The following is a 20564-nucleotide window of genomic DNA, read 5'->3' on the forward strand; positions in this document are numbered from 1 at the left end:
CACTTGGAAAATCCCACGGCTGAGCCCAAATTTGGCTCACTCACGGCTCCACAGTACGTTGCCAATAAGTTAAGATGAACGGTGTCCAGTCAACGATAGTCACAGCAATGTGGCGGTTAAGAACTAGTTTAACCGGAGGAGGCCAGAGGTGGAGGCAGCCGTGACGACGGTGTTAGCCGATATTTTTCGGCTTACAGCGTGGGACGTGTTTGGAGACTGACGATTTTGGTCAGGCTTCAAACCGAGCCGGAGGACCGCTTCTCAGGCCGCAGGCGGTCCCCACAGCAGCCGGAATCTCTGGCAGCCGCAGGTGAACGTATCCTTGTCAGCTGGTTTTGTGCATTCAATTTTTAATTGGCAATCAAAAAAGGCGCCCGTTCTGATTGGATTCCAGAACGGGCGCCTTACGTCTTTACTTAACATCTAGTCAATATTGATTTCATGATTGTCCGCGACATCAGCTTGCTTTGGCAACGTCAGGGTTAACACACCATTGGTAAAGCCCGCTTTAACTTGCTTCAAGTCAATGTTTGGCAGATAGAAGGAACGCGCCACGTTTTGGCTGTGACGTTCTTGCCGCAAGATCCGGCCGTCATCGTCCTTCGCGGATTGATTGACTTCAGACTTGCCAGAAATCCGCAAGGTCTCATCGCGATAGTCAACGTGAATGTCATCCTTCTTAAATCCTGGCAATTCCGCCGTAACTACGTAGTCCTTATCGTGTTCCACGACATCTGTCTTCATATCGTTATCACCACTGAACATATCGTGACCCAAGTTGCCCACTTCGTTAAAGAAATTCATTGGATCAAAGAAATCAAAATTCCGGTTCATAACATCATTAGCCATAATCAATTAACCCCTTTCTGCTTTGCTTGATTACATTTTCTATAATAGTCAGTATTGGTCAGAAATGCAAATAATTAGCACTCATTTGATTAGAGTGCTAATTTGCCTCCTTATTCTCTGCTATATCAATGATTTATCATCTGGAATGATCTCTATTCTATTTTCAAAGGTCAAAGATTTCATCTAAAGGTCAAACAATTTTCAATGTCCCTCTACCTATACAAACGAAAAATAACCCATTTTAGTCGCACGTTACCCTTAGTCTTAATCAAATCTTTAACCCGCCGGATTCGATCGAAAAAACAGCTTACTAAAAAAAGCACCCAGCATTTCTGCCAGGTGCTCTGCCTCCAAAATTGAGGACTATTTTAGTAAGTTGTTTGATCATTATCCTTAGGGACAACAATCTTTTCGCCCAATGCTTCGGCTAAGTCTTGCAAAGCCTCTTCACGAGTTGGCACAACGTCCATATTGAAGATAATGGAATCAATGTCCCCACCAGCAAAGTCAAATTGTTCGAAGTAAACGTAAGGATCGTGATCATCATCATTTTCCAAGAAGTGCTTCGTGACGGCCTTTGAAAGTGCGGTTGCCCAAGCTAAATCCTTCATCTTCGGTAGATCGTTCTTCGTCACATACCCCGGCGTCAGAATTAATTTCGCCGCTTTTTCCACGTCTTCCGTTGGAATCTCAATGGTTGGCGCTACTTTTTCGTCCTTTGGTGTATCTGCCATAATCAAAATCTCCTTTGATGTTACTGTTTTCAGTCTAGTCCTTTTTACGCGAAACGTTAAGTATCTCATTTATCAAAGTTAATCTGATTATTTTGCGTTGTTCGGTTGCCAGGCGAACGCTTTGAGAGTAAAATTTGGTTCAATCTACCTACTACAAAATGGCGCGTACACGCGCTATAATAAAGGGATAGAATTAATGAAATGAGGAATGATGTGTGGATAGCGGTCAGATAGTTGTGAACCTAATTATTATTTTAATTACCTTCTTCTTTGCAGCTTTCTTTGTTGCTTGTGAGTTTGCTTTAGTTCAGACGCGGCCTAGTGCCCTCGAAGAAAAGATCGAGGCGCTGGACAAACCGTCAGTCAAGTTAAATCGGGCCATGAAAATGGTCACCAATTTAAACGAATATTTATCAACGACGCAGGTTGGGGTTTCCCTAGCCGGTATTATCTTAGGGTGGATCGGTGAATCATTCTTCGTCGATCTCCTCTTGGAGGGCATGGCACCAGCCCACCTGAACACGGCGACAACCCACACCATTAGTGTGATCGTCGGGGTGCTGTTACTGACCTACCTAGAAGTGGTCTTCACGGAAATCGTGCCTAAGAACATCTCCATTGATATGCCAATGAAGGTTCTCATGCTCATCGTCACGCCTTTGCACTACTGCCACATCCTGTTCTACCCGTTCGTCTGGTTGCTCAACACCAGTGCTTCCGGCGTGGTGCGGTTGATGGGCTTAAAGGTCGCGAACGAAAGTGACGAAGTCTTCTCTCAAGCCGAAATTCTCAACCTTTCACGGAGTGCCGTGGAGGGTGGCGAACTGGAAAAAAATGATTTAGTTTATATGCAACGGGCGTTCGAGTTGAACGACAAGGTTGCTAAGGACATCATGATCGACCGGACGCAGTTGGAAGTCATCGACATCACCTCCAACGTCAAGGAAGCCTTGAATGTCTATTTACAGGAACGATTCAGCCGCTTGCCCGTCGTTGCCGATGGCGACAAGGATAAGATCCTGGGTTACGTCTACAACTACGACCTCATTCGCCAGCAGCAGGTTGACTCCTCGGTGCGCGTGGATAAGTTGATTCGAGACATCTCCACCACGCCCGAAACGACGCCAATTACCGAAGTGCTCCAACAAATGATCAAGAAGCGGACACCAATCGTGGTCGTGGTTGATGAATACGGTGGAACCTCCGGGATCATCACGGATAAGGATATCTACGAAGAACTCTTTGGGACCGTCCGGGATGAAATCGACGACGCCAACGACCAATACATCTTCAAACAACCCAATGGCACTTTCCAAGTCAACGGGAAGATGACTACCTACGATTTCGAACGGTACTTTAATACGGATATTAAAGGCTTTGAAACCACCGAAACCGTTACGATGGCCGGGTTTATCATTGATAACTACCCGAACGTCAAGGTTAACGATGTCATTCATCTGAAGAACTTCGACTTGAAGGTGCTGGACTACGAAAATTCATTTATCAATTGGTTAGAAGTCACGGTTAATTCGCCACAAAAACGGATTACGACTACTGATACCGATACCGATACCGATGATGATCAGCAACATTGAAGCTAAACCAAAAAGCCGTCGCCCACAACGGGTGACGGCTTTTATTTGCGCGTGAGTAGGCCAGCAATCAGATAACCTCCGCCACCCACTAGGCAGGCCAGTGACACCCACCAGAAGACACTGGTTAGGCTAACTGAGATGACATTGGGCAACATGAGCCCAATGACCACGACCCCACTCCAAAAGCGCACAGAGCGGTAAAATTGGCGGTTTAAGTGCATGATGATTGGTTCCTCCACTTCTATAGATTGACTAATCCTCATTGTAAATCAAAAACCACGTCCCGTAACCGCCTTTTTTCAACGCGCGGCTCACTCAAAAAGATGATTTCACGGAAAGGAAGTTTCTGCCTTGGATATGGGGCAATTGACGAATCAAATTATCCTAATGTTCCTCCTGATGGGTGTCGGCCTGCTGACTAATAAGCTCGGTTTCATGCACGGTCAGACCGCTACCGACCTCACCAATATCTTGCTTTACATCGTCTCGCCCTGCCTGATTATTAACGCCTTTGAGCAGCGCTTTTCTCCCAGTCGCCTGCAGAGTCTGGGACTGGTCCTGTTCGGCATTCTCCTGACCTATGGATTAATGGTACTGATCACTAACCTAGCCTTCAAACGCGTGGCCGACCCCAACCTCCAACGCATCATGCGGTTCGGCGCCGTGTACTCCAATGCCGGCTTCATGGGCGTCCCCTTGGCGAGTGCCCTCTTCGGTAATACCGGGGTCTTCTTCGCGGTGGCTTCACTGGCCGCCTTCAATATCTTCTGTTGGACGCACGGAATCGCCTTATTTACGCCACGAGAAAAGAATGACCCCATCAACTGGCGCCAGATCCTGCTAAACCCCAACATCGTCGCCATTGTCGTGGGACTGGCGATCTTTGTGAGTGGCTTTCACCTGCCGATTCTACTCAACCATACCGTCACTTACATCAGCTCCATTAACACCCCACTGTCCATGATTGTCATCGGGAACAGTCTGGCGGCGGTAAAATTCAACCGTTCTTCTCTAAATCAACGGTTATGGTGGCCCTTACTCTTTCGTAACCTGCTTTTCCCGGTGATTGATATTCTGATTCTACGGGCCTTTGGTATCCGTGGCATTCCCCTGTATACGACCGTGTTAATGGCCGCTTGCCCCGTTGCCGGTAACGTCGTGCTGTTCACACTAAAGGCACACGGCGACACCAGCCCCGCCGTCACGCTCATGAGTATCTCGACCATCTTCAGTGTTGTCACGATTCCCATCGTCTTTGCCCTCTGCAATCTCTAAAGTGAGGATCAAGGCATCGTTAATCGGACTCACCTGTCAGCAGGCTAAGTGCAACTCGATACAGCGGCCAGGACAACTGTCCCGGTCGCTTTTTTCTGTTTAATCCGGTCTTTTTTCCAATTTTGACTTTTTGAACGTGCCTTACACGCGCCTTGACTGGTATACTAGTTGATATTGAAAACGTTATCAATTAGGAGGAAGTTCATGGCACCCTTAAAACTAACCGAAGGCCGACCCATCAGACAAATCATTCTGTTCTCGCTGCCACTGATTGGTGGGTCGCTCTTCCAGCAACTTTATAATTTTATTGATACTCTAATCGTGGGCCGGCTCATCGGCGTGGACGCGGTGGCCGCAATTGGGGCTTACTATCCCCTCAGCTTCCTGATTATGGGCTTTGTCCAAGGAACCTGTATCGGCTTTAGCATCCCCCTCTCTCACAGCGTCGGCGAGGAAAACCACACCGCCGTGCGCCAATACTTAACCAATGCCGTGTGGCTATGTGTCGCGCTAGCTGTGATTTTAACGCCGCTCATGGTCGCCTTAACCCCAACGTTATTGACCGCTTTACATACGCCAAACCAGATTCTCCATTTAACCATCATCTTCACGGCGATCTCCTTCTTAGGAATTCCGGCCAACATTCTCTTTAACTACTCGGCTGATGCCCTCCGTTCCTTTGGTGACGCTGTTCATCCCCTCTATTTCTTGATAGCCTCACTGGTGGTCAACGTCATCTTAGACCTGATCTTCATTCTGGTCTTCCACTGGGGCATTGCCGGGGCAGCGATTGCCACCGTGATCAGCGAATTTATCGGTGGTTTGTTAAATCTCACTGTCTTCCCCAAATTCCACTTAGGCCTCACACATAAAGATTGGGCGCTGAACTGGGCGCGAATTAAGAAAATGAACCTGATTGGCCTCCCCATGGGGTTCGAATACTCCGTTTCCGCCATTGGGGCCATCGTGATGCAAGATGCCATCAACCTGTTGGGAACCAGTATCATCGCCGCCCAATCGGCTGCCGAAAAGATCCGCCAGCTCTTCACGCTCCCGATGGAAAGCGTCGGGGCGGCCATGGCCACCTACCAAGCGCAGAACTTTGGGGCTAAGCAACGCGGCCGCATGAAACGCGGCATCATTGATGGGGTCTGGATTCAGGTCATCTACTCCGCCGCAGCCTTCATAATCATTAATCTGGCAAAGACACCCCTGGTTACCGCCATCATTGGGCCCGGCCACCCCGATATTATTCGCGAAGCCAACTACTATATCATCATTATCAGTTGTTACTTCCCAGTTCACGGTATCCTGATGATCTTCCGGAATACCCTGCAAGGTTGGGGCCACAGCTTCTACGCCATCTTCTCCGGCATGGGCGAGTTGATCGGTCGGACCGCCGCTGGTTGGCTGTCCATTGCTGGCTTTGGTTTCACCGCCATTGCCTATGCCAACCCTCTGGCTTGGGGCTTAGCCCTGGCCTACTGTCTCCTCATGGTCTTTCGGGTCTTTCGCCGGAAGAATTTCTTAGATGACTAGTTAGCATGGCTGGTCCCATCTTGAATAATTGATTTAACCCTAAGCAGTCAAAAAGAGCTCGTAAATCTGCAACGATTTACGAGCTCTTTTAATAATATTGCTGTTTCACATGGAACAATTACCGATCCGCTTTAGGAATCCGTAAGGCCAGTAAGAAGCCGACAATGGCCAAGGCAAAGGTGAAGAAGAAACCGTAATGTGCCCCGTTAACGAACGCACCAGCGGCGTGATTGGCACCCGTAGCCATGTAGGCTGCTTGCCCAATCCCTAACAGACTGGTGGCAATGGCCGTCGCAATCGCACCCACAATCTGTTGCAAGGTGTTCATGATGGCACTCCCATCGGCCGCAATGGGTCCCGTCAGAGAGTTCAAACCATACGTCTGTGAAGGTGACATCGCAAGCGGTGCCCCAATCATCAGGATAATGTGTGCCATGATGACATACCAGATGGCACTGTGCGTGCTGGTAAAGGCCAACATTAAGGCCCCAACCATGGAGATAATGAACCCAATCCGAGCAGGCATCCGGGCCCCCACGTGGTCGTACATCCGACCAGCGACAGCTGAGACGACGGCGTTCATCACACCACCAGGGAACATGATGATCCCCGTTAAGGCAACGGGAACCAACAAGCCTTTTTGAATGTACATGGGTAACAGATACATGGCCGACAGAATAATCCCAAAGTTAATCATCACCAGGGTCGCACCAGTCCGGAAACCTGGAATGGCAAACGCCCGTAGGTTCAGGATTGGTTTAGGCATGGTTAATTGACGATGAGTGTACCAGGCCAACACCACAATTCCGACCGCTAAAGCCGCCAGAACTGCTGCTGAACCCCATCCACGATCACTCGCTAGACTGACACCCACAACCAGGCTACCGAAGCCGACCGTGGACAATAGGATTGATAGAAAATCAACCTTTGGCCGAGAGACTTCTGCAATGTTTTTCAGTGACGTCACGGCAAAGATAAAGGCGATCACTAAGAATGGCACGAATAGCCAGAAGATCCAACGCCAGGAAGCAACTCCCAGTACGATCCCAGCCAGGGTAGGCCCCACAGCGGGGGCAAACATGATGACTAAACCAACCATCCCCATGGCAGCGCCCAACTTATAAGGTGGGAAGATCTGCATGGCCACCGTAAACATCAGTGGCAGGATAAGACCGGTCGCAATCCCTTGGATCATCCGACCGACCAGTAAGATACCGAAACCCGGTGCAACGGCTGAAATCACCGCACCTACCGTAAAATCAACCAACGCGAACAGAATGACCTGCCGCGTCGTAAACCATTTTGTAATAATACTTGAGAGTGGTAGGACAATCCCCACCATCAGCATATATCCCGTGACCAGCCACTGTACTGTGGCGGTCGTTACGCCCAATTGCGCCATTAATTGTGGTAAAGCAATATTTAGAGATGTTTCTGAGAACATCCCAACAAAGCCCCCGATGAGCATTCCCATCATGGCTAGCATGGGATGTGCAACTTGTACACGCGCTTTTTTAGCCACATTGGTCTGGCTACTTTGTACTGAATCCATTTGTTTTCACACTCACTTTCATTTCAAACACAATGGATTACTCTACCAGAAAAAAACAGTCTTCGTAAGCAAAAGTTAACTAAAAATTAGAAGTAAACGGTTCCACATCCAAATTCTTACCGTTCCATTAGTATTGTCTACTTTTTGAGGGCCGCAATCTGCTTCCGAATTTCCTGTAACCGTTTTGTATCCAGGTCCGGCGCCATCATTAATTGGTCGTATTCGAACTGTAACCGTGGCAGATCCGTCGCTGGCGTGCTCTTCGCCGTCTTGTCTGGATCAATCAAGCGCTGGTCCGTCAGTTCTAAGACGCGCGTGGCCACCTTTTGTCGGAAGGTCTGGTCATGGGCAACGAATAACACCGTTCCCGGATAACCCACCAAGAAGTCTTCCAAGGCTTGCAGAGCCGGCAGATCCAAGTAGTTAGTGGGTTCATCCAGGATCAGCAGGTTGCTGGCACTGACTAAAATGGTCAGGAGCTGCACCTTAACCTGTTCGCCCCCACTGAGCTCACCAATTAAACGGTCATAGAAGATCGCTTTGAGCCCAAACGCCCCCATGATCTGCCGCGTGCGGTTATCATCCAAGGCAGAAGCACGGCTGATGACCTGCCACACGGTCTGATCGTGAGGAAGTTCCGTCATGTCCTGATGGAAGTAGCCCACCCGCGCGCTGGGCGCGAGTCGGGTCCCGTCCTGATGGCTCAAAATGGCTTCAATCAGAGTGGACTTGCCACTCCCATTAGGGCCAGCCAAGGCCACGCGTTCTCCCGGTTTTACCCGCAACTGCACGTGGTCGAGCAGATCGTGCTTGCCCCGTTGAAGATGCAGGTCCGTGATGGTGATTAAATATTTCCCAGTCACTCGTGGTAAATCCGTTGCCACCAGCTTGAGGGCCGAGGTCTCGTGGGGTTTAACCGCCACCGTCTGACGATTCATCCGATCTTTAAGCGCCCGGGCGCCCCGCTCCATCTTGGCCGCGTTTTGCTCACGCGTACTCTTCGAATTTGCGCGTTCGGCCTCACTCATACTGCGGCTCCCCTTACGAATCCGGTCGGCCTTCTCGTGGCGTGCCTGAATCGCCTGTTTCAGGGTTCGCCGTTCACGCTGTTCGTTTTGGTAACGATCGCGATCATTCTGGCGCTGCTGATCACGCAAGGTGACAAAGTCCTCAAAGTTTCCGTTGTACTGCGTGTACGTGTGATCGGCCAACGACCAGATCTGGGTGGCAACCGCCGTTAGCAGTTCCCGGTCATGGGAGATCATGATGAGTAGCCCTTTAAAGTGTTGCAGCTGCCCAATCAGCCACTGCTGATGGTCGTCATCTAAGTTAGCTGAAGGTTCATCTAAAATTAAAATTTCGGGGCGTTGTGCCAATGCCCGGCGCACCCGGTCCAACATGCTTTGACCACCAGAACGGCCATTAGTTGGCGCAATCTGGGGCACCAAGGTTACTGGTGCCGTCACCGTCCGCTGGCCCGTAAAGTCCGTGTCGGTTCCCGCAATGATGTGGGCTAACGTTGTCTTCCCGGTACCATTGGCGCCAATAATGCCGATCCGTTCGCCAGTATGTGCGGTTAATTGGTCAATCGTAAATAGCGGTTCACCCGCTACGGTTTTCGTTAATTTATTTAAGTTAATCTGTGTCAAAAAGTCGTCCCCCTTTTGAAAGCAGGGATCGATGGCTGGCAAAATAAAAAGTGGCCGCATCTCCCATATGGAAATGGCGCCCACTGATTGCATTTGGCAATTCAGTCGGCGTAACCATCAATCCCAATTGCAGGCCCACTCCACCCCTTAACGGTGATGAAGCTGACAAACATTTGAGAGTGATTAGTTACGCATCGGCTGAATACCTCGTTCTTTCTTAAAGTAGGACTAGAATAGCATATCGCTGCGTCTTTGACAAGTGACCCCGGCAATTCGCCGGAAATGGCGGCCAAAACTTAAGAGCATTCCGGCTAGAATCCGAGTACACTAGGGGTAAGTTCACGACCGAAATCGGAGGGAAAATTCATGCAACCATTACGTATCTTATTCATTTCCATTGAGGGTAACACCCGCAACTTCGTTGAAAATTTAACCGCCTACGCTGCTAAGCAACACGCCCAAGACGCCAACGCACCCGAAATCGTAGCCAACGAGATCAGTGAAGCCAGTGACTTCGTGGCCGAAACGACCCCTTACTTCTGTTTTGTTCCCACCTACCTGGATGGTGGCAACGGCATCGACAACGGCGTCAAGGAGCTGATGACCAATGTGCTTGGCGAATACATTGCTTATGGTGATAACGCTAACCACCTCATTGGCGTGGTCGGCAGTGGCAATCGTAACTTTAACGAACAATACTGTTTAACTGCCAAGCGCTATGCCGAGAAATTCAGTGCACCATTCATCGCCAACTATGAATTACGTGGGGTTCCCCGCGACGAAAAACGGGTTTACGATGCCCTAGTCGCACGGATGAAAGAAGTGACCCCAGCATGATGAATCCAACCCTAACCACCCTGCTGAATCATCGCAGCATTCGCCATTTTACCGATGAGAAACTCACGGCCGAAGAAGTTACTACGCTGGTCGACGCGGCGCAACACACGCCGACCAGTACCTTTTCCCAACAATACAGCATCATCAGTGTCACCGATCCCCAAAAACTAGCGACGCTGGGAAACATTACCGGTCACCACTGGTTGGAAGATGCGGGCCATTTCTTCCTGTTTCTAGCGGATCAATACCGCAATTCGCAACTCATTACGGCGACTCCCAGGGCCATCGCCAATCTACACAGCACGGATAAATTCTTAGCCGGCATCTTTGACGCCAGCATCGCCGTGGAGGCCATGGTGGTGGCCGGCGAGAGCCTGGGACTGGGCAGCACCATCATGGGTAGCGTCCTGAACGACGCCCCACAGTTAATCGATCTGTTCCACCTGCCAGAGCTCACGTTTCCAGTGTTCGGCCTAGCCGTTGGTCATCCGGCCGAGGAACCCGAGCAAAAGCCACGGATGCCCCAATCCCTGATGCATTTCACCAACGACTATCAGCCCCTAGTTGCGGACGACCCAACGCTCGCCGCCTACAACCAAGTCATCACCGACTACTACCAGTCGCGGGGGAAGCAGCAGCGGGAGGAAACTTTCTCCCACCACATCGCAACCGAGCTCGCCCGTGATCCTCAACAACGGGCCAAACTGAATCAGGCGCTGGAGTACCAAGGCTTTCTTCAAAAATAAGAATCATAGTGGCGGTCGAGACAATTGTCTCGGCCTTTTGTGATCGCCAAACGGCCATCATCACTGCTACTTAAACCCGACTGGCGTCCGCTTCTACTGATTAGAATCAAAGGCCGCCAACAAATCGGCCGCTTTAACGCTGGGCATTGCCCCGAAGCGACCGTCCAAGTAGTCCTGTAACCACCCCGTTGTGGCCACGTCTTCAAAATCAAATAATGAGACCAACTGACTCTCCCCACGATAATTCTTCTCGGCCAAATAGACCTGATCGACCCGCAAGTGCTGACTCATCAGCATGGGTTGATTCGTCGTCATCACAATCTGACTCTCATTGGCAGGCGAATTAAACAAGACTAACAGTGCTGCCAAGGCTGTTGGATGAATCGCGGCCAAGCGTTCATCCGTCAGAATGGTTTGGGGGTGCGCCGCATATTGCGCCATAATCAACGCTAAGCCCAGCACAACGAGTTGTCGCATCCCCGTGGACACACTGGTCAGCGGGAGTTCTTCTCGCCCCACCACAGCGCCCTCTTCATCGTATTTTTCATAAACCAAGTACAAGTCCGGGCGCGTAAACGCGGACCCATCCAGGAACTGAATGGCAACCTGACGCTGTGAAGTGCCGGCCACCTCGCTCCCGACCGCGTGCAGGAACTGCGCTAGCTGACTGCGTACCCAGTCGTCATCGAGGCCCGCTTCCGTGGGATGATCATTTAGGATGACCAGGTCCTGGCTAAACCATTCAAAGACGGTAATCGCTGGCTGATAGTTCCAGTTTTGAAACGCGTACAGCATGAGTGCGTTGGGACGAACCCGCTGTGCCGCCGTCACGAGGCCCTCGGGAATCACGGTGAGGACGCCCTTTTCACGTGCAAACAACACATCATAGTCATCGCCCACCGCCACACTCAGCATCTCATCCACCACCCGTGTCGCTGTGTAACTGAAGGCATAACGATACTGGTGGCCGTCACGGTCAAAATTCACCATGAATGTCGTGCATTTGCCAGCGGACGCTTGGTCAAATTGGAACGGTTCATAAGGAAGGCTATCCGTAATCTGCTCAGTCGGTCCCGTCACCATCTGGCGCATCCGTTCTAACCCGGCCAAAACCGCGCTCTTCCCCGCACCATTGGCACCGAAAATGGCGGCGCACTTTAAGACGCTGAGCGTATCGGTCACCGAAACCGTGTTCTCGTGTTGCCACTGTCGAACACCACCACCGGCCTCCAATGAAAGTGTCGCCGCCTCTTTATACGACCGAAAATTGGTTAGCGTGAAGTCAATTAGCATGGCACAACCTCCCCTTTTTCTTGCATATTACGCCAGTTGGAAATAGAAGCAATCACTTTCACTCCGTTCCGCCAAATCCGCTATTAAATAGATTATAAAAGCGGTTGCTTCCCTATCAGATCAAGGCAGATCGTCTAACCCGATTATTAGTTGATGAACCACTTTATTTGGGCACAAAAAGAGCGACCTTCTAAAGAAAGCCGCTCCCTTAATGATTTACCTATAGATGATCGTTTACTTTAACCGCGACTGATTCATGCGGTTGCGGACCATGACGGCGGCCAGCGCCAACAGCATAATGAATGTCACCGACCCGAACAGGTCCCGGTAACTGCCATATTCAATCAACAAGCCCCCATAGAGTGGGCCAATGGCCCGGCCCAGCGAGATCGCCATGTTGTAAATGCCTTGGAATTTCCCCTTATCATTGTCCCCGGCGAGTTTATCGATCCACGCAGGAATCCCTGGGAACCCAATCATTTCCCCAATGGTCAGGATGATCATGGTCACGACGAACACCGCATAGGTCTTCGCAAAGACCAGGATCAAGAATGACAGGATAAAGATCAGCGACCCCACCGCAATCTGTGAACTCATCTTGAAGTATTCGCCCAATCGGTTGGCAATGGGTTGGCCAAATACGATCATCAAGCCATTTAGGGTCCACAGCAGGCTGTAGTGTTCAAAGGAAATACCCAGATTGGTCATGTGAACAGAAATGACACTTTCCCACAGCGTGTAGCTCATGTAAAGACAGAAGACCATGAAGGCAATCAGCCCAATCAGATCAAGCTGTGCGGGTTTGGCGGCCTTTTGCTGATGGTGTTGCGTCTTGGTGGTAATCTTCATCCGGAAATCTGCCAGAATAATCAGCAGCAGTGCCGTGTAACAGATACTAGCCGCGATAAAGACCAGTTGGACCCCGTGTTTCATGAGGTAGCCGACCATCAGCGTCCCCACGACAACCCCCAGGTTCATTCCGATATATAAGTAATTAAAGACGCGGCGGCTACCAATCGACGTCACGTTGGCCGCAAAGGAATTCACAACGGTCATGACAATCCCGTCACCCAAACCAATAAATAACAGCATAATGCCGAAAATTGGCCAGCCATGGAAGAAGATCAGAATCAGCATCGGGATAAAGGAACACAACGTACCCACGATAGCCGATTTAAACGGTGACCAGTTGTCAAACAGCCACCCACCTAGCCAATTTCCTAAAATCATACACAGGGACATTCCCAATAGGGCAATCCCCGCTAGTGTCAACGTTTGATGGAGCTGATTGTGCATGTACACCGTTGTCAGCGGCCACATACACGCAGCAGCGGCATTAAGCAGGAGCGTTGCTGAAAGAATCCCCACCAGACTGACTTCCTTGTTGCTTTTCCACATTTAAGGTACCTCACTTGTTTAAATTCTGCTACTCATTGTCGCATATTTTATACCGAAAGAAAACAACCCCGCCTGATGGTCCCCGATAAAATACGCTTTTGATTTTAAAGTTTATTCAATTTGTGTATATTTTAAAAAAGATGGCGCAACTTGATCTGAGTCAAGTTTTTATTCTCCCGCCGCCCGTATACTAAGTTATGTCATCAAGGCAAACGAAATAAGTCGAAGGAGGCTGTTAATATGAGTAAAATCACGATGAAATTAGACGATCTGACCTGTCCCTCTTGCATGACCAAGATCGAGGGTGCCCTCAGTAAGAAGACGGGTGTCACCAACGTCAAAGTCCTCTTCAATGCCAGCAAGGTCAAAGCCGAATTCGACGACAGTGCCGTTTCCGCCGAGGATTTAGCCAACGTCGTCACCGATTTAGGCTACGCCGTACAGAGCCGTAAAGTAAAACCACTTTAGTTAAAACAAACCACTAGGAGGTTGTTAATATGAGTAAAGTTACCATGAAATTAGATGCCCTAACCTGCCCCTCTTGCATGACCAAGATTGAGGGCGCCCTCAGTAAGAAGGACGGCGTAGAAAACGTCAAGGTCCTCTTCAACGCCAGCAAGATCAAGGCCGAATTCGATGACAGCCAAGTCACCGCTGAAAGCCTGGCCGACACCGTAACCGACCTCGGCTACGTCGTTCAAAGTGCCAAAGTCAAAGCCCTCTAATCCCATTCCCCCACATTTGAAAGGAAGTTTATCCCAATGACGACAACCACAATGACTGTTGAAGACCGCTACGCTGCTGAACAAGCCCAGACTGAACATGATCACCACGTCCCAACGGCGGGGGCCATGACCAATCACATCCTGTCTAACCTGCACATCTCGATTGTGAAATTCCACCAGGTTCGGTGGTCGGTCAAGGGGCCACTCGCCCTGAGCGTTCGCCAATTACTCAGCACTTACATCAACACTTACCGCCAGCAATTCGATGCACTGGGTGAATTGCTGCTAGACGAAGGCGAAATCGTTTCAACCACCACCAAGGAGTTCCATGACTACAACATGCTCCAGGAAAGTGGCGCCAAGAAGTACCTGACCGCCGAAGAACAAGTCAGTGAGCTGGTTCACGACGCAGATACCCACAACCTCTTCATCGACCGGGCCATCAAGCTCGCCGAAAAGGAAGAGCGGCCCGCCTTGGCAAGCTTCCTCACCACCCTGCGTGGAACCAACAACCACATCATCCGTGAACTCCAAGCCGTGCTGGGCAACGATGCCCGCGACGGTCTGGATGAAGAGGACGATGACGACGAAGATTAACGCTTAAACGAAAAGAGCCGTGATGCCACACTGCGAGGTGGCACCACGGCTCTTTTGGCTTGAATTATCAGTCTTTTTGCATAAATATTTTTTTCATGAAAGCGTTCCGTGTTTCATCTTTGAACGCCTTTCTTACATAAAACTAGTCTAAAGTACGCGCTCCGGTTGCCAGGGATTCCGCCTGCTGTAGGCTCAGGCGCGTCGTTCCAGTCCCTATCTGCCGACCAATAAGGCGAAGGGATCACTAGGTTGCCCAGTTTGTTTCCTACTGATGTTGCGAGAACAAGCCTAGTCCGTACTTTGGAATTTTCACCTCTTAGCCTAAAAGTCTAATGCACCCGCGCCACACTGGCCCGCTCCGTGATCTCAACCGGGACAAAGTCTTCTGCCGGCTGACCCATGACCTTGTTAACACTCTGGCTGCCAATCCGGTAGAAGTCTTGCGTCATGCTGGTTAAAGCTGGCGTGGTGATCTGGCAAATGATGGTCCCATCAATGCTCATGATTGATAGGTCTTCCGGCACCCGAACGCCCCGTTGGTGTGCCGCGGTCAGGAGCCCCGCGGCCACCATATCACTGGCCGCAATCACAGCGGTCACGTGCTGTGCCTGGACCTGCTGCAGGAGCCGTTCCCCCGCCGCAAAGCTATAGTCACCCGGCAAGATGGCCGGCGTTGCCAGTCGATTGGCCGCCATGGCGTCCCGGTAACCCGCTTGTCGCTGGCTCCCCGTATGGTAGTTGTCAATGCCGACCAGGCTAATGCGCGAGTGGCCCCGGTCAATGAGATACTGCGTCGCTTGGTAGGCCAGGTCCCGATTGTCTGAGCTGACGGCCAAAATGTCCGCCGTTCCCAAGTAAAGCGAGACAAAACAGAAGGGAATCCGTGAGGCCTTTAATAGGGTAAGATCCTCCGCATCGGGCTCGATCGCCGCTAGTAGGATACCGGACACGGACCGTTCCAATGCCGTAATAATCGCTTGATGCTGTAGGGTATTGTCCCGATCCCCGGCATATAAAATAATCACGCCCTGCCCGAGCTCCCCCGCCCGCTGCTGAATCCCATCAATGATCTGTGTGGAAAAGTTGGTGGGGGTGGCGTTGATAATCAGGGCAATCACGTTGGACCGCTTCTTAACGAGATCGACAGCCGCCGAATTCTTGCGATAACCCAGTTCCTTGGCGATCTTGAGAATCTTGGCGGCCGTTTTTTCACTATACGAGCCGGTCTTATTGGCCAGAACCCGTGAGACGGTGGCAATCGAGACCCCCGATTCGGCTGCAATATCCTTAATAGTTGGTTTCATGACGATGCCCACCTTACTTTCTTTTTTCGCGGTTAGTCCCTTCGCGATTCCCGACGGTGATCCTAACCACGTTCATCCGCTGAATGCTGTCTTAATTATAGCCTTAATTCGCGCAATTTCCCAGTAAAATACGCAAACGTTTAACTTGTTGCTATATAGGCATTGTAAACGTTTACGCAAAGTGATAGGATGTAGTCGTTGAAAGGTATTAAGGATTTAATTTAATCAAGGGGATGGAACACCATGAATCAACCAACAGCGCACGCAGCTGGAGCCGTTAAACCGACTGGAGCTGCCACCAAGAAAACGGCACGGATCTCAAACTCCCTGCCGAATTTACCATTGAAAACCTTATTCGCCATCACATTTGGTTTTTGTGGGGTTAACATGGCTTTCTCACTGCAATCATCGCAAATGAGTCGGATCTTCCAAACCATCGGGGCCGACCCGACTAACCTGGGTCTCTTCTTCATTTTACCCCCACTAGCCGGGCTGATCGTCCAACCACTCGTCGGTAAATATTCCGACCGGACTTGGTCACCACGCTTTGGTCGGCGGATGCCGTACCTACTGTTCAGTGCCCCCATCGCGGCGTTGGTCATGATTCTTCTCCCAAACGCCGGATCATTTGGCTTCGGGTACGCCTCACTGGCCGCCCTGTTATTCGGTGCGATTGCCATTCTGTTAATGGACTTGTCCAGTAACGTCTGCATGCAACCCTTCCGCATGATTATCGGGGACATGGTCAACGAAAAACAAAAGGATAAAGCGTGGTCTTGGCAACAAGCCTTCAGTAACTTAGGCGGGGTGCTTGCCACCTTACTGCCCTTCGTCTTAACCTTCTTTGGCGTGGCCAATACCGCCAAAAAGGGTGTCGTCCCAATGTCCGTTCGGTTAGCCTTCTACATCGGCGCTGCCATTCTGTTAGGGATCTCCGCCTACACGATCCACTCCGTTAAGGAATACGATCCAGAGACCTATGCCGAGTATCACCAGATCGATCCCCAGGCTCACAAAAATCATAAGAGTATCTGGCAGCTGATCAAGGAAGCCCCTAAGGCTTTGTGGGAAGTGGCCTTGGTTCAAATGTTTGCCTGGATTGGGATTCAATACATGTGGACTTACACCACGGGGGCCATTGCCCAAAACGTCTGGAACACGACGAACGCCACTTCCGCCGGCTATCAAGCCGCGGGGAACTGGTACGGGATTCTCACGTTCATTCAATCCATGGCCGCTGTTCTCTACGGCTTCTTGATCTTATCGCACACGAACCCTTACAAGCGGAAATTCTGGTACCGTTTCGGGATTACCTGCTTTGCGATTGGGTTAATCTGGGTCTTCTTCATTCACAATCAATATCTCTTGATTTTGCCATTCTGCTTAATCGGGATCGGCTTCTTCACGGTTCACGTTGAACCCTTCAACATCTTCACATCATCCTTAAATGGATCTAACGAAGGTTCTTACATTGGGATCTTCAACGGGACGATCTGCTTACCTCAAATCATCGCGTCCGTGGCCAGTTTCCTGGTCTTCCGCTTGGTCGGCAAGTCCATGCCCGGCATGATGCTAGTTGCCGGGGTCTCCATGCTGATTGCGGTTATCGCCATTAGCGTTTTGAAGCAAGATAAGCCCCAACAGGATTTGTCTGAAGATGCACAGTAGTTTTTAACAGCTTATTGAGGAGAGAATTTGTATGACAACATTACCAAACTATACGCAAACCAAACAAACCGTCACCTTTGACTACCCGCAACACCGTCTCCAACTCACGGTGTTGACCCCCACCATCGTCCGGGTCTTTGAGAACCGCGGCGACGATGGTCAATCCTATGCCATTGAAGGCAATAAGGAACAACCAACCGACTACACCCTAACCGACGCCGGCGATCACTACGAATTAAAGACCAGTGCTTTGACGCTAAAATTAGATGCTGACCGCCACATTGACGCCTACGATGCCCAAGGCAACGCCCTGGTTACTGACTATCGTGGCGAACGCCAGCTACTGGATAAGGGTATCGATAAGGTTCACGAACGTTTAGTCGAAGCCGAAGGACACAGCGTCACCAAGTCCACGGTCAAGTCCGATACGGGCTACTACGAGGTCATTAAGACTCTCGCTCCCGACGAACACCTCTATGGGCTGGGTGATAAGACGGGCTACCTCGACAAGCGGGGTTTTGAATACGACAACTGGAACGTGGACAATCCAGCCCCACAACTGGAAAACTTCCCGAACCTCTACAAGTCCATTCCCGTCATGTTGGGATTGAAGAACGGTCACCCTTACGGCCTGTTCTTTGACAACACCTACAAGAGTCACTTCGATATGGGAAAGGAAGATCCCCACTACTACTTCTACTCCGCCGTTCAGGGGAACCTGGATTACTACATCATCGGCGGTCAAACGTTGAAGGACGTTATCACCAACTATACCTACCTAACGGGTCGCGTGCCTTTACCTCAAAAGTGGACCTTGGGTTACCAACAATCCCGGTGGGGTTACAGTGCCAGTCAGGCCGAGGTTCAAGCCATCGCGGATGGTCTGAAGAAGTACGACCTGCCTTGCGATGCCATTCACTTTGATGTCGATTACATGGACGGCTACCGGGTCTTCACCTGGGATAAGACGAAATTCGAAGGTGACCCTAAGGCCTTCGTTGCCAAATTAAAGCAACGGGGGATCAAGGTCATTCCGATTATCGATCCCGGTGTTAAAAAGGACCCCAACTACGCGACCTACGCGGAAGGCGTGAAGCACAATTACTTCGTGAAGACGCCTGATAACAAGGTTTACATCAACAAGGTTTGGCCCGGCGACTCCGCCTTCCCTGACTTTGGTCGTCCCGAAGTCCGCAAGTGGTGGGCCACGAACAATCAATTCTTAACGGATATGGGCGTTGGCGGTGTCTGGAATGATATGAATGAACCCGCAACGTTTGAGGGCGAGATCCCAGACGACGTGGTCTTCAGCGATCAAGATACCCCGTCGACACATGCTAAAATGCACAACGTTTACGGCCACAACATGGCCAAGGCCACTTATAATGGATTGAAGCAGCAACAGGGTCGGCGCCCATACGTCATCACCCGAGCAGCTTACGCCGGCACTCAGAAATATTCCACCGTATGGACCGGCGATAACCGCAGCATCTGGCCTCACATTCAGATGATGATTCCTCAACTGTGCAGCCTGGGCTTGAGTGGCTTCAGCTTTGTCGGGACCGACATCGGGGGCTTTGCTTCCGATTCCAACGCGGAGTTGTTAACCCGTTGGATTGAAGCCGCCATCTTCAGTCCTCTCCTGCGGAATCACGCGGCCATGGGTACCCGGCGCCAGGAACCGTGGGCCTTCGGTGAACCAACCCTGTCGATTTACCGCAAGTACCTCAAGCTCCGCTACCGCTTCATCCCCTACCTGTACGATCTCTTCGCGCAGGAAAGTCAGAACGGCTTGCCAATCATGCGGCCTCTGGTCTTGAACTACGACGATGATCCCCGAGTTCGCGACTTAAACGACGAATACATGGTGGGTGACGCCGTGCTGGTCGCTCCAGTCGTTCAAAAGTCCCAGACGAAGCGGTTGGTCTACCTGCCAGCCGGCAAGTGGGTCGACTTCTGGAACAACCGTGAATACGATGGTAACCAAGACATCGTCGCCGATGCGCCACTGGACAAGCTGCCACTGTTCATCAAGCGCGACACCATTCTCCCTTGGGGGGCCGAGGTCGACCATATCAGTGAAGAACCCGATACGGCCATGACCTTCAAGCTCTTTGGCGACGCCGGCACCTACGAACACTACCAAGATGACGGTCTCGACTTTAACTACCAAAACGGTGAATATAACCGTTACGACATTTCGGTTAAAGATGGTCAGGTAGCGGTCAAGCTCGGGCACCACGGCTTTGCGCCCGCCTACCAGACGATTACGATCGATCTGCCAGACAGTGCGGTCACGTTGACCTACGATGCGGCCAGTGATGGCTACCGGGCTTAACGTCACGATGTATCCGCAAACTAACTAAAATTTGAAAGATAAAATACCTACCATATCCCAATATCAGCGAGTATTCACGCCATTAAATTCGTCTAAATTGTGCGCACTACGGCTGCCAGGGATTCCACCTGCTGTGGGGACGCTTCAGCCTGGAGAAACACCAGTCTTCTCGCTCGATTTGGAGCCACGAAAATCACGTGTCTCCAAAGTCGCCCGTGCTGTAAGCTGGCTGAAAAATCGCCAGCCAACACCACCTTCACGGCCGGCTACATCCCTGGCCTCCTCCGGCTCTGATTGCGTTTTGTCATGACGATAGTTGTAAGTTACGACTACCTGACATTTAGGAGTCCAACTGATAACGACTGTTATAGTGATTCTCAGAGTCGTCCGAGAGCACCATGTAAGCCGAGAGGTCGGCAGATATGGGCTCAGGCGCGTCGTTCTACTTAGTCAGTAAGCGATCTT

Annotated in this window: 18 protein-coding genes; 10 read left to right on the top strand and 8 right to left on the bottom strand. The window is 50.7% G+C overall.

The features are described from left to right. Window positions 1–423: 423 nt before the first annotated feature. Both FD28_RS02220 and FD28_RS02225 read right to left on the bottom strand, forming a co-directional pair. Window positions 424–849, bottom strand: coding sequence for an Hsp20/alpha crystallin family protein (locus tag FD28_RS02220; RefSeq protein ID WP_057732147.1), 426 nt, complete (start codon window positions 847–849; stop codon window positions 424–426). Between the two features lie 368 nt (window positions 850–1217). Further along, on the bottom strand, window positions 1218–1583 hold the full coding sequence (locus tag FD28_RS02225) for a hypothetical protein (protein ID WP_057732149.1): 366 nt from the start codon (window positions 1581–1583) through the stop codon (window positions 1218–1220). Between the two features lie 215 nt (window positions 1584–1798). Between FD28_RS02225 and FD28_RS02230 the strand changes: the two genes are divergently transcribed. Continuing rightward, on the top strand, window positions 1799–3178 hold the full coding sequence (locus FD28_RS02230; protein WP_057732151.1) for a hemolysin family protein: 1380 nt from the start codon (window positions 1799–1801) through the stop codon (window positions 3176–3178). Between the two features lie 41 nt (window positions 3179–3219). Here FD28_RS02230 and FD28_RS02235 read toward each other — a convergent pair whose 3' ends face one another. Continuing rightward, a complete protein-coding gene (locus tag FD28_RS02235; RefSeq protein WP_057732154.1) occupies window positions 3220–3399 on the bottom strand; it encodes a hypothetical protein in 180 nt (59 codons plus the stop codon). Window positions 3400–3529: 130 nt separating this feature from the next. On the opposite strand from FD28_RS02235, the gene FD28_RS02240 reads away from it, so the two are divergent. Then, window positions 3530–4453: an AEC family transporter gene (locus FD28_RS02240; protein ID WP_057732156.1), complete on the top strand. Its 924-nt coding sequence runs from the start codon at window positions 3530–3532 to the stop codon at window positions 4451–4453. A gap of 174 nt (window positions 4454–4627) precedes the next feature. After that, on the top strand, window positions 4628–5992 hold the full coding sequence (locus tag FD28_RS02245; RefSeq protein WP_268888926.1) for an MATE family efflux transporter: 1365 nt from the start codon (window positions 4628–4630) through the stop codon (window positions 5990–5992). A 118-nt stretch (window positions 5993–6110) separates the two neighbouring features. Here FD28_RS02245 and FD28_RS02250 read toward each other — a convergent pair whose 3' ends face one another. Next, entirely contained in the window at window positions 6111–7544 is a 1434-nt protein-coding gene (locus FD28_RS02250) for a DHA2 family efflux MFS transporter permease subunit (RefSeq protein ID WP_057732160.1), read from the bottom strand. A 137-nt stretch (window positions 7545–7681) separates the two neighbouring features. Then, complete coding sequence (locus tag FD28_RS02255) at window positions 7682–9193, bottom strand: ABC-F family ATP-binding cassette domain-containing protein (RefSeq protein ID WP_057732161.1); 1512 nt, start codon at window positions 9191–9193, stop codon at window positions 7682–7684. A gap of 366 nt (window positions 9194–9559) precedes the next feature. Here FD28_RS02255 and nrdI point away from each other — a divergent pair, with 366 nt between their 5' ends. Both nrdI and FD28_RS02265 read left to right on the top strand, forming a co-directional pair. Further along, window positions 9560–10030, top strand: a complete 471-nt coding sequence (nrdI, locus tag FD28_RS02260; RefSeq protein ID WP_057732163.1) for a class Ib ribonucleoside-diphosphate reductase assembly flavoprotein NrdI — start codon at window positions 9560–9562, stop codon at window positions 10028–10030. Continuing rightward, window positions 10027–10776, top strand: a complete 750-nt coding sequence (locus FD28_RS02265; RefSeq protein WP_057732165.1) for an NADPH-dependent oxidoreductase — start codon at window positions 10027–10029, stop codon at window positions 10774–10776. The genes nrdI and FD28_RS02265 overlap by 4 nt, the downstream gene beginning before the upstream one ends. Window positions 10777–10869: 93 nt before the next feature. On the opposite strand, the gene FD28_RS02270 is transcribed toward FD28_RS02265, so the two are convergent. Both FD28_RS02270 and FD28_RS02275 read right to left on the bottom strand, forming a co-directional pair. Then, window positions 10870–12069 carry an AAA family ATPase gene (locus FD28_RS02270; protein ID WP_057732167.1) on the bottom strand — a complete coding sequence of 400 codons (1200 nt, stop codon included), beginning with the start codon at window positions 12067–12069 and terminating at the stop codon, window positions 10870–10872. A 234-nt stretch (window positions 12070–12303) separates the two neighbouring features. Next, a complete protein-coding gene (locus FD28_RS02275; RefSeq protein ID WP_057732169.1) occupies window positions 12304–13467 on the bottom strand; it encodes an MDR family MFS transporter in 1164 nt (387 codons plus the stop codon). A gap of 240 nt (window positions 13468–13707) precedes the next feature. On the opposite strand from FD28_RS02275, the gene FD28_RS02280 reads away from it, so the two are divergent. The 3 genes from FD28_RS02280 to FD28_RS02290 are packed head-to-tail and all read left to right on the top strand — an operon-like array spanning window position 13708 to window position 14789. Then, window positions 13708–13935: a heavy-metal-associated domain-containing protein gene (locus FD28_RS02280; protein ID WP_057732170.1), complete on the top strand. Its 228-nt coding sequence runs from the start codon at window positions 13708–13710 to the stop codon at window positions 13933–13935. A 29-nt stretch (window positions 13936–13964) separates the two neighbouring features. Beyond that, a complete protein-coding gene (locus tag FD28_RS02285; RefSeq protein WP_057732172.1) occupies window positions 13965–14192 on the top strand; it encodes a heavy-metal-associated domain-containing protein in 228 nt (75 codons plus the stop codon). Between the two features lie 36 nt (window positions 14193–14228). Next, entirely contained in the window at window positions 14229–14789 is a 561-nt protein-coding gene (locus tag FD28_RS02290; RefSeq protein WP_057732174.1) for a Dps family protein, read from the top strand. A gap of 329 nt (window positions 14790–15118) precedes the next feature. Here the strand turns inward: FD28_RS02290 and FD28_RS02295 are convergent, their stop codons facing one another. Further along, window positions 15119–16093 carry a LacI family DNA-binding transcriptional regulator gene (locus FD28_RS02295; RefSeq protein WP_057732177.1) on the bottom strand — a complete coding sequence of 325 codons (975 nt, stop codon included), beginning with the start codon at window positions 16091–16093 and terminating at the stop codon, window positions 15119–15121. 243 nt (window positions 16094–16336) lie between these two features. Between FD28_RS02295 and FD28_RS02300 the strand changes: the two genes are divergently transcribed. Beyond that, window positions 16337–17761: an SLC45 family MFS transporter gene (locus FD28_RS02300; RefSeq protein ID WP_057732179.1), complete on the top strand. Its 1425-nt coding sequence runs from the start codon at window positions 16337–16339 to the stop codon at window positions 17759–17761. Window positions 17762–17792: 31 nt separating this feature from the next. Further along, window positions 17793–20099: a glycoside hydrolase family 31 protein gene (locus FD28_RS02305; protein WP_057732181.1), complete on the top strand. Its 2307-nt coding sequence runs from the start codon at window positions 17793–17795 to the stop codon at window positions 20097–20099. The last annotated feature ends 465 nt before the right edge of the window (window positions 20100–20564 follow it).

The organism is Levilactobacillus hammesii DSM 16381, from assembly GCF_001434395.1.
In the GTDB taxonomy this organism is placed as follows: domain Bacteria; phylum Bacillota; class Bacilli; order Lactobacillales; family Lactobacillaceae; genus Levilactobacillus; species Levilactobacillus hammesii.

What these genes read in the sequence shown, in the direction of transcription:
- FD28_RS02220 (WP_057732147.1), bottom strand. Translation starts at nt 849, where the DNA reads ATGGCTAATGATGTTATGAACCGGAATTTTGATTTCTTTGATCCAATG.
- FD28_RS02225 (WP_057732149.1), bottom strand. Translation starts at nt 1,583, where the DNA reads ATGGCAGATACACCAAAGGACGAAAAAGTAGCGCCAACCATTGAGATT.
- FD28_RS02235 (WP_057732154.1), bottom strand. Translation starts at nt 3,399, where the DNA reads ATGCACTTAAACCGCCAATTTTACCGCTCTGTGCGCTTTTGGAGTGGG.
- FD28_RS02250 (WP_057732160.1), bottom strand. Translation starts at nt 7,544, where the DNA reads ATGGATTCAGTACAAAGTAGCCAGACCAATGTGGCTAAAAAAGCGCGT.
- nrdI (WP_057732163.1), top strand. Translation starts at nt 9,560, where the DNA reads ATGCAACCATTACGTATCTTATTCATTTCCATTGAGGGTAACACCCGC.
- FD28_RS02265 (WP_057732165.1), top strand. Translation starts at nt 10,027, where the DNA reads ATGATGAATCCAACCCTAACCACCCTGCTGAATCATCGCAGCATTCGC.
- FD28_RS02270 (WP_057732167.1), bottom strand. Translation starts at nt 12,069, where the DNA reads ATGCTAATTGACTTCACGCTAACCAATTTTCGGTCGTATAAAGAGGCG.
- FD28_RS02275 (WP_057732169.1), bottom strand. Translation starts at nt 13,467, where the DNA reads ATGTGGAAAAGCAACAAGGAAGTCAGTCTGGTGGGGATTCTTTCAGCA.
- FD28_RS02280 (WP_057732170.1), top strand. Translation starts at nt 13,708, where the DNA reads ATGAGTAAAATCACGATGAAATTAGACGATCTGACCTGTCCCTCTTGC.
- FD28_RS02285 (WP_057732172.1), top strand. Translation starts at nt 13,965, where the DNA reads ATGAGTAAAGTTACCATGAAATTAGATGCCCTAACCTGCCCCTCTTGC.
- FD28_RS02290 (WP_057732174.1), top strand. Translation starts at nt 14,229, where the DNA reads ATGACGACAACCACAATGACTGTTGAAGACCGCTACGCTGCTGAACAA.
- FD28_RS02295 (WP_057732177.1), bottom strand. Translation starts at nt 16,093, where the DNA reads ATGAAACCAACTATTAAGGATATTGCAGCCGAATCGGGGGTCTCGATT.
- FD28_RS02300 (WP_057732179.1), top strand. Translation starts at nt 16,337, where the DNA reads ATGAATCAACCAACAGCGCACGCAGCTGGAGCCGTTAAACCGACTGGA.
- FD28_RS02305 (WP_057732181.1), top strand. Translation starts at nt 17,793, where the DNA reads ATGACAACATTACCAAACTATACGCAAACCAAACAAACCGTCACCTTT.